Annotated in this window: 8 protein-coding genes and 1 pseudogene; 4 read left to right on the top strand and 5 right to left on the bottom strand. The window is 63.1% G+C overall.

Annotated elements, in window-relative coordinates; translation table 11 throughout:
- Positions 1 to 369: pseudogene (locus tag HMPREF2129_RS11250) on the bottom strand (hypothetical protein); the annotation flags it as partial.
- A gap of 69 nt (positions 370 to 438) precedes the next feature.
- Between HMPREF2129_RS11250 and chrA the strand changes: the two are divergent.
- The 3 genes from chrA (at position 439) to HMPREF2129_RS08465 (ending at position 2,954) form a co-directional block, all read left to right on the top strand.
- Positions 439 to 1,629 carry a chromate efflux transporter gene (gene chrA / locus HMPREF2129_RS08475; protein WP_084576729.1) on the top strand — a complete coding sequence of 397 codons (1,191 nt, stop codon included), beginning with the start codon at positions 439 to 441 and terminating at the stop codon, positions 1,627 to 1,629.
- A 98-nt stretch (positions 1,630 to 1,727) separates the two neighbouring features.
- Positions 1,728 to 1,988, top strand: a complete 261-nt coding sequence (locus tag HMPREF2129_RS08470; protein ID WP_034665468.1) for a hypothetical protein — start codon at positions 1,728 to 1,730, stop codon at positions 1,986 to 1,988.
- 9 nt (positions 1,989 to 1,997) lie between these two features.
- Positions 1,998 to 2,954 carry an LLM class oxidoreductase gene (locus HMPREF2129_RS08465; protein WP_034665465.1) on the top strand — a complete coding sequence of 319 codons (957 nt, stop codon included), beginning with the start codon at positions 1,998 to 2,000 and terminating at the stop codon, positions 2,952 to 2,954.
- A 106-nt stretch (positions 2,955 to 3,060) separates the two neighbouring features.
- On the opposite strand, the gene HMPREF2129_RS08460 is transcribed toward HMPREF2129_RS08465, so the two are convergent.
- The 3 genes from HMPREF2129_RS08460 to HMPREF2129_RS08450 are packed head-to-tail and all read right to left on the bottom strand — an operon-like array spanning position 3,061 to position 4,478.
- Positions 3,061 to 3,648 carry an anti-sigma factor gene (locus tag HMPREF2129_RS08460; protein ID WP_034665462.1) on the bottom strand — a complete coding sequence of 196 codons (588 nt, stop codon included), beginning with the start codon at positions 3,646 to 3,648 and terminating at the stop codon, positions 3,061 to 3,063.
- Entirely contained in the window at positions 3,648 to 4,196 is a 549-nt protein-coding gene (locus tag HMPREF2129_RS08455) for a sigma-70 family RNA polymerase sigma factor (RefSeq protein WP_084576733.1), read from the bottom strand. The genes HMPREF2129_RS08460 and HMPREF2129_RS08455 overlap by 1 nt, the downstream gene beginning before the upstream one ends.
- A gap of 30 nt (positions 4,197 to 4,226) precedes the next feature.
- Positions 4,227 to 4,478: a hypothetical protein gene (locus HMPREF2129_RS08450; RefSeq protein WP_232218133.1), complete on the bottom strand. Its 252-nt coding sequence runs from the start codon at positions 4,476 to 4,478 to the stop codon at positions 4,227 to 4,229.
- Between the two features lie 159 nt (positions 4,479 to 4,637).
- On the opposite strand from HMPREF2129_RS08450, the gene HMPREF2129_RS08445 reads away from it, so the two are divergent.
- On the top strand, positions 4,638 to 6,263 hold the full coding sequence (locus HMPREF2129_RS08445) for a cytochrome c biogenesis protein CcdA (RefSeq protein ID WP_034665456.1): 1,626 nt from the start codon (positions 4,638 to 4,640) through the stop codon (positions 6,261 to 6,263).
- Here HMPREF2129_RS08445 and HMPREF2129_RS08440 read toward each other — a convergent pair.
- Complete coding sequence (locus tag HMPREF2129_RS08440) at positions 6,260 to 7,399, bottom strand: aminotransferase class V-fold PLP-dependent enzyme (RefSeq protein ID WP_034665453.1); 1,140 nt, start codon at positions 7,397 to 7,399, stop codon at positions 6,260 to 6,262. The two genes, HMPREF2129_RS08445 and HMPREF2129_RS08440, sit on opposite strands and share 4 nt — an antisense overlap.
- Positions 7,400 to 7,416: the final 17 nt, after the last annotated feature.

The following is a 7,416-nucleotide window of genomic DNA, read 5'->3' as shown; positions in this document are numbered from 1 at the left end:
TGGGAACGCGGGTTCGGTGTAGTGGTGGGACTGCTTCCACAAACCCCAGAGTTGCCACAAGCACACGATGATGGCCAGTGGCGCGCCGATCCACCAGCTGATCAGCTGGAACACATCGTTACCCGTGAGTGCTGTCCACGCTGAGCCGCACGCGAGCAGGCCCATCGTGTACATGCCCCACGCCGCCATGTTCTGGTGCCGGGGCGGCTCATTGCGCACGCCGACCGTGAACACAACGAGGAGCCCCGCCGCGATGAGCGCAAAAACGAGCTGGGCTACATGAAATCCATGTAACCCAGTCAAACTCGACGCAATCGAGGTTCCCATTAAAGCGCCAGCCCAAGCGGGACCGAACTTTGGCAACGTCATAGCACTAACGCTAGTCCCACCCCTTCATCAACAGGTCAGGTGGGCATAGGTCTGGTAGATGTTGACCCCGTGAAAGCCACCGAACCAGCTACATCGTCCCCCTGGGAAGTCCTCCGCATTTTCACCCGCCTCGGCTGCACCTCATTTGGCGGGCCGACCGCACACCTGGGGTATTTCCGCGATGAATTCGTGGAGAAACGGAAGTGGTTTTCGGATAAGCAGTACGCCGACCTGGTGGCGCTGTGTCAGTTCCTGCCCGGCCCGGCGTCGAGCCAGGTGGGCATGGCGATCGGGCTGAAGCGCGCCGGGTACCTGGGCATGCTGTTGGCGTGGGTGGGCTTCACGCTGCCGTCGGTGGTGCTCATGGTGGCCTTCGCATTGGGGGTAGCGCAGCTGGGTGACATCAGCGGGGCAGGCTGGCTCCTTGGCCTGAAGGCGGCGGCCGTCGCCGTGGTGGCGCAGGCGGTGTACGGGATGACCAAGAGTCTGGTCACCGGCAAGATCCACGCGGCCATTGCGGTGGCGGCGCTTACGGTGGTTCTGCTGGTCCCGCATCCGCTGATCCAGGTGGCTGCCATCGTGCTTGGCATCGCGGTTGGCCTGCTGTTTCTGCGCGCGGAGAAGACGCCGGAGGAGACCGCGCAGGGGAGTGGCTCGCGCACTCTCGGCATCGTGTGCCTGGCGCTATTCTTCGTCCTGCTCTTCGCCCTGCCCGTCGTTGCGCGGCTCATCGGTACGACCGGCGCGGGCATCTTTGACACGTTCTACCGCGCCGGGGCTCTCGTCTTCGGCGGCGGGCACGTGGTGTTGCCGCTGCTTGAGTCCGTCACCGTCGGGCCGGGCCTGGTGGACCATGACACGTTCCTGGCCGGCTACGGCGCCGCACAAGCCATGCCAGGGCCGCTGTTCACGTTTGCGTCCTTCCTCGGCGCGAGTATGGAGGGCACGAATTGGCTGCTCGGTGCCGTCATTGCCACCGTTGCGATCTTCCTGCCCGCCGCACTGCTGGTCCTCGGCGCGATGCCGTTCTGGGAGCGTATCCGCCACGCCCCTCGCGCTGGCGCAGCCTTGGCTGGGGCGAATGCCGCTGTCGTGGGCATTCTCGGCGCGGCGCTGTACACCCCGGTCTTCACTGCCGGCATCACGGGTGCGGCCACGCTGTGCATCGCTGTGGTTTGCTACGCCGCGCTGACCTCCTGGAAGGTGCCGCCGTGGGCAGTGGTGATTGGCGCTGCGCTCGTTGGCTGGGTGGTGCTCTAGCGCAAGTTTTCCGTTTGCCGCGCCAAACCTGCTGAGCACCTGTAATCTTTCTGAAAGTCAAGAACGTGTAGCCAAACAAAAAGACTGGAGCGGGACCTATGAGCTTTATCGATAGCCTGGTGGAGAAGTTGCCGGCTGACGTGGTCAAGAACATCCCCAGCGACAACCCGTCCGGGTTTCTCAACGATGCCTTCTCCGTGGTCAAAGAGCTGATCAACTTCATTGTCTCCTCGGTGAAGTTGGCAGGACTCTACAAGCCTGAGGAGGAGAAGCGCGACATGGCCCGCGAGATCTTCGGCGAGTACAGCTCGGATGCGATCGTGAGCGATCTCTTCGGGGTGGTCTCCCAGTTCTTCTAAGCTGGGGGCATGTTTGAGCTTTCGGACCTCCCATACACCGACCTCCCCGGCTTCAAGCGCACTTTCCAGCAAGGTGAGCTCACTGTGGGCCTGTCCTTGCCTATCGAGGAGGATGCGGAGGCCAACCCCCAGGACAGCCTGGAGAACCAGCTGCGCCTCATCCGCAAGGCAGAGGCCGGGGGAGTGGCCGCCATTTGGGTCCGCGATATCCCGCTGCGCGTCGAAACGTTCGGTGACGTCGGCCAGGTCTACGACCCTTGGATGTACTTGAGCTACATCGCGGCGCAGACCACTGATATCGCGCTCGGCACTGCTGCGATCGTCGTGCCCTTCCAGCACCCGTTGCTGCTGGCCAAGCGCGCCGCCACGCTTGATCGGCTTTCCGGCGGCCGCTTCCTCATGGGGGTGGCTACCGGCGATCGCCCGGAGGAGTTCCCCGCCTTCGGCCAGGACAAAGGCAACCGCGACGAAGAGTTCCGCGAAAGAATTGCTGCTTATCGACGCGCCACCCTCACCACCGCCACCCCCATCCGCTGGTCCGGCGGCAAAATGGGCGGCGCTGATGTCGTGCCCAAACCCATCGCCCGCGAAGTCCCTCTGTTGGCCACCGGCTCCTGCCAGCAGACCCTGGAGTGGCGCGCGGAGCACACCCACGGCTGGCTGATGTACCACAAGGGCCTGGAGATTCAGCGACAGAATGTCCGCAATTGGCAGGCAGCTGTGGGCCCGGACCAGTTCAAACCCTTCGCGGAATCACTGTGGCTTGACCTCCACGAGGACCCCGACGCCCCCGCTTCCGGCGGCACCTTCGGCTACCGCCTGGGCCGCAATGCCCTCATCGAATTGCTGCACACCCAGCGCGAGGTGGGGATCAATCACGTGATGGTGAACTTTAGGTCGTCGAAACGCTCTGCGGAGGAGCAGATCGACGAGTTGATCGAGTACGTGCTCCCCGCCTTGCGCTGACCGCTCTGCACTGATCGCCGGCTAAACCCAGCTATCTAGGTCCAGCTAATAGGCCCAAAAGCGGCGAAAAGCTGGATCTGAATAGCTGGTTTTGGGGTAGGAGGGGCTAGAGCTGCACCTTTGCCAGCACCGTGCCGGAGGGTTGCTCGGCGCCGGCGGCGACTTCCTCGGTCACGAGCACGGAGGTGGTGCCACCGGGCAGAGGCATCCACACGTCGTCGTGGGGTTCCTGGCCGATGACGCCAGCGGATTCCATCGCGCCGTCGTCCATGACGGCCCAGACTTGGGCGCCCATGCCGTCCGCAAGTGCGGGCTGGCCATTGACCATGGCGCCGCCCTTGCCCATGTCGGAGCTGAGCACGATGTCCAGCGTTGCGCCCATGGCATCCGCCTGCCCCTGGCGAGCATCCTCAGCACCCATGACCGCATGCATCTCCTCGATGCCCTGGGCAGTTACGGATTCCGTGGCGCCATTGTCGTTGAACTGGGTGACCACGACGCCACCGCCGACAAACAGCACGACCGCGGCAGCAGCGGCCATGAGGCGGCGGCTGAGGCGATTGTTCCGGGCGGTGGTGAGGTCGGTGGGCTGCTCGGTGGCGTCGATACGCTGCAAGATCGCGTCTTTGAGCTCTGGCGGCGGTGTGACTGGTGAGGCCGCGGAATTGAACAGGTCCTCAAAATCCTTATCCATCACAGGCCTCCTTTCAATGTCACTGCCTTGCGCAACTTCTGCAGCCCGTCGCGCACACGCGTCTTCGCGGTGCCCAGCGCAACACCCGTCGCATCGGCGATTTCCTGGTGGGTGTACTCCCCGAAGTACGCAAACATGAGCGCGCTGCGGTGGGGCTCCCCAATCGAATCAATGAGTTCTTGCAGCTCCTGCGATTCTAGCCGCTGCTCGGCTTCCTCTTCAGCGGGAGCGACCCACGTGGTGAGCTGCAAGTTGAAGTCTTCCGTATCGCGGGCCTGCGCACTGCGCCAACTCCGCAGCCTGTCAATAGACCGCGACTTGGCCAGGCGGAGTACCCACGACTTTGCGCTGCCCCGAGCCGGATCGAAAGTGTGGGCTTTCTGCCACACCTCCACGAACACCTCTTGGGTGACCTCTTCGGCTTGGGCCTGGTCGCGCAGAATGTGAGTGGCTAGACCAAGAACTTGTGGCGCGATGGCGTCATACAGCGCACTGAACGCGACTTTATCACCCGCGCGTACGCCGTCTAACAGACTATCCAGATCCACAAGTTCCAAATCTAACACCCGGGTCATGGATTACTTGGATTCTTCCATCATCATGGAGTCGCTCATCATGGAGTCAGAGGGCTCCATGCTCTCCTCGGACATCATCTTGTCGTCAGACATCTTCTCTTCGCTGGACATGGAGTCGCTCATCATGGCGCTGGAGCTCGGGGTCATGGAGCCGTCCATCTTGTCCATCTTGTCGGCGGAGTCGTTGCAGGCAACGAGGCTGACTGCGGCGATGGCGATGGCGGTGGCAGTGGCGATGGTGCGCTTGATAGACATGGTGTCTCCTTCATTGGGTTGGTGTTGCGGGCGCAGTTTTCTGGCCCGTCATGAAGTACTACGGAGCACCCCGCGGAGACGGATTGGACCAATCCGAAAAAGTGGGTGGCTCCGTAGTTCCGGGTGTCAGGAAAACGCAATGAAGTAAGGACGTTTGAGATGTTCAGTGTTGTTCTCGTCGGCTTTATCGGAGGGGTGATCACAGCGCTCTCGCCGTGCATTTTGCCAGTGTTGCCGGTGGTGCTCGGTGTGAGTGTGGGCCGCAAACCATCGCACGTGGTGGCGGGTTTGACCATTAGTTTTGCGGTGATTGCGTTGCTGGGTTCGTTGTTGCTCAGCGCGTTGCATTTGCCGCCGTCGGTGCTGCGGTGGACGGGCATTGTCCTGCTGTGCCTGGTCGGGTTGAGCATGATTTTCCCGAAGATCGGTGCGATCGTGCAGAAGCCCTTTGATGCCATTCCGCGCCCGTACCAGCTCCAGCAGAATGCCAAGGACAAGGGTGGTTTTGTTATCGGGTTGGCGCTCGGTGCGGTGTACGTGCCGTGTGCAGGGCCGGTGCTCGCCGCGGTGACGGTGGCGGGTAGTACGGGTGAGATCGGCTGGAATACGGTGCTGCTCACCGTGGCTTTCGCGCTGGGTTCCGCGCTGCCGCTGTTCATCTTCGCGCTCGCGGGCAACAAGATCGGGGAGAAGGTCGACGTGGTGCAACGTCACCGCCGCGCGATTGGTGCGATCGTGCTCGTGTTCACGCTCGCGCTCGCGCTCAATGCGCCGGCCGCTATTCAGCGCTCGCTGCCGAACTGGACGGCGGGCCTGTCGCAGCGTTTTGAGAACTCAGACTTCGCTACCAATGCGTTGGGTACAGGTGAACTCAATGCTTGTCGACGCTCCGACCCCTCCACCCTCCACGACTGCGGCCCCGCCCCCGAATTCGCTGGCCTGGAGAACTGGATCAACACCGACCAGCCACCAAGCCCGCACGACGGTGGCGTGATGCTCGTGGACTTCTGGGCGTATGCCTGCATTAACTGCCAGCGGGCAGGGGAGCACATCACCAAGCTTTACGACGCTTACCGCGACGCCGGCCTCACCGTCGTCGGCGTACACTCCCCGGAGTACGGCTTCGAACATGACCTGGACAACGTCAAGGCTGCGGTGGAGAAGGAAGGCATCCACTACCCAGTGGCGCAGGATAATTCCTTTGCCACGTGGAAGAACTTCAACAACCGCTACTGGCCGGCGCGCTACCTCATTGACAAGGATGGCAATGTCCGCCAGATCGTGGAAGGGGAGGGCTCGTATGCCGAGACGGAGCAGCTCATCCGCCAGCTGCTGCGGGAGGCGGAGCCGGGGGTGGTGTTGCCGGAGGTCGTCGAAAAGCAAGAAGGGACGAGGGGCACGAAGGACCGTAACCCCGAGACCTACCTGGGCACGGCGCGTGCGAAGTACACAGCGCAGCGGGACTACATCGATGGCCCGCGTGACTTCGGCGAGCAGCCCGCGCCGGGGACGTACATGTTCGCGCTGTCCGGGAAGTGGACGCTGGGGCAGGAGTCCGTGGAGGCCGATGGCGGCTACATGGATATCAACGTGCATGCCGCGTGGGTGCAGTTGGTGGTGTCCGGAAAGGGGACGGTCGACGTTGAATACCCAGACGGCTCCACCAAGACCTTCGAGGTTACCGACGGCACCCTGGACCTAGTGAAAGGCGACACGCCCACCGATGGGGTGCTGCGCATCCGGCCATCGGCAGGCGTGAAGTTGTACTCGCTGACGTTTGGTTAGCGGTCGACCTTGTCCAGCGCCTCCGTGAAGCGGGCAACGGCGGCATCAACGTCAGCCCACTTGTCCAGGCCGAAGAGTCCGATGCGGAAGGTGGAGAAGTTCTCCGGCTCCCCAACGTGCAGCGGCACACCGGAAGCGATCTGGATGCCGGCCTGCTTGAAGGCGGCGCCGCTGGACTGCTCCGGGGCGGTGGCGTGCATGACCACGATGGAGGAGGCCTCATAGCCCGGGGCGGCGACGGAGACGAAGCCGCGATCAGCCAGCGCCTGGCGGATCTTGGTGCCCAGCTCCACCTGACGTTCTGTGAGCGCAGCCAGCCCGACTTCCTTGGCTTCCCTCATCAGGGCCAGGTTGTGCTGGATGGTGTCGGTGGGCAGGGTGGCGTGGTAGGCGGCGGAGCCGGCGACGTAGCCTTCGGAGATCGCGGTCCACTTCTTCAGATCCATGGCAAAGCTGTCGGAGGTGGTGTTGTCCAGCTCCGCGCGGGCTGCCTCGGAGAACATGATGTAGCCGGTGGACGGGGAGCCGGACCAGCCCTTCTGCGGAGCGGTGATGAGGATGTCCACGCCGCATTCCTTCATGTCCACCCACTTGGTGCCGGCGGCGACACAGTCGAGGACGAACAGGCCACCAGCGTCGTGGGTGGCCTTGGCCAGTTCAGCGATGTATTCCTTAGGCAGCTCCAGGCCGGCTGCGGTTTCCACGTGCGCGGCGATGACAACGGCGGGGCGCTCCTCACGGATGCGCGCGGTGGCGATCTCAGCCGCCGGCGGAACGTAAGAGGGACGCTGCGCATCGCCGGTCGGCTCCGCGTTGAGCACGCTGGCGGAGTCGGTGAGGTGGCCGGTTTCAAAGATCTGGGTCCAGCGGTAGGAGAAGTTACCGGTGCGGATGACCAGCGCCTTCTTGTCGCGGACGAACTGGCGGGCCACGGCCTCCATGGCAAAAGTGCCACCACCGGGGACAACGGCCATAGAGGAGGCGTTGTAGGTCTCGCGCAGAATGGCTTGGAGTTCCTGCATGACACCGATGAAGCGGGCGGACATGTGGTTCAGGGAGCGGTCGCTGAACACTGCGGAGTATTCCAGCAGGCCATCCGGATCAATAGTGGACAGGGGGAGTTTGGTGTTAGTCATGCTCCCACGGTAGCAGC

The sequence above is a fragment of the Corynebacterium tuscaniense DNF00037 genome (genome assembly GCF_000759055.1).
Lineage (GTDB): Bacteria > Actinomycetota > Actinomycetes > Mycobacteriales > Mycobacteriaceae > Corynebacterium > Corynebacterium tuscaniense.
The sequence above is the reverse complement of the archived record's forward strand: the minus strand, read 5'-3'. Positions and strand labels throughout refer to the sequence as shown.

Excerpts from the sequence above, each read along its gene's own strand:
- HMPREF2129_RS08470 (WP_034665468.1), top strand. The coding sequence starts at position 1,728 with ATGAGCTTTATCGATAGCCTGGTGGAGAAGTTGCCGGCTGACGTGGTC.
- HMPREF2129_RS08465 (WP_034665465.1), top strand. The coding sequence starts at position 1,998 with ATGTTTGAGCTTTCGGACCTCCCATACACCGACCTCCCCGGCTTCAAG.
- HMPREF2129_RS08460 (WP_034665462.1), bottom strand. The coding sequence starts at position 3,648 with ATGGATAAGGATTTTGAGGACCTGTTCAATTCCGCGGCCTCACCAGTC.
- HMPREF2129_RS08450 (WP_232218133.1), bottom strand. The coding sequence starts at position 4,478 with ATGTCTATCAAGCGCACCATCGCCACTGCCACCGCCATCGCCATCGCC.
- HMPREF2129_RS08445 (WP_034665456.1), top strand. The coding sequence starts at position 4,638 with ATGTTCAGTGTTGTTCTCGTCGGCTTTATCGGAGGGGTGATCACAGCG.
- HMPREF2129_RS08440 (WP_034665453.1), bottom strand. The coding sequence starts at position 7,399 with ATGACTAACACCAAACTCCCCCTGTCCACTATTGATCCGGATGGCCTG.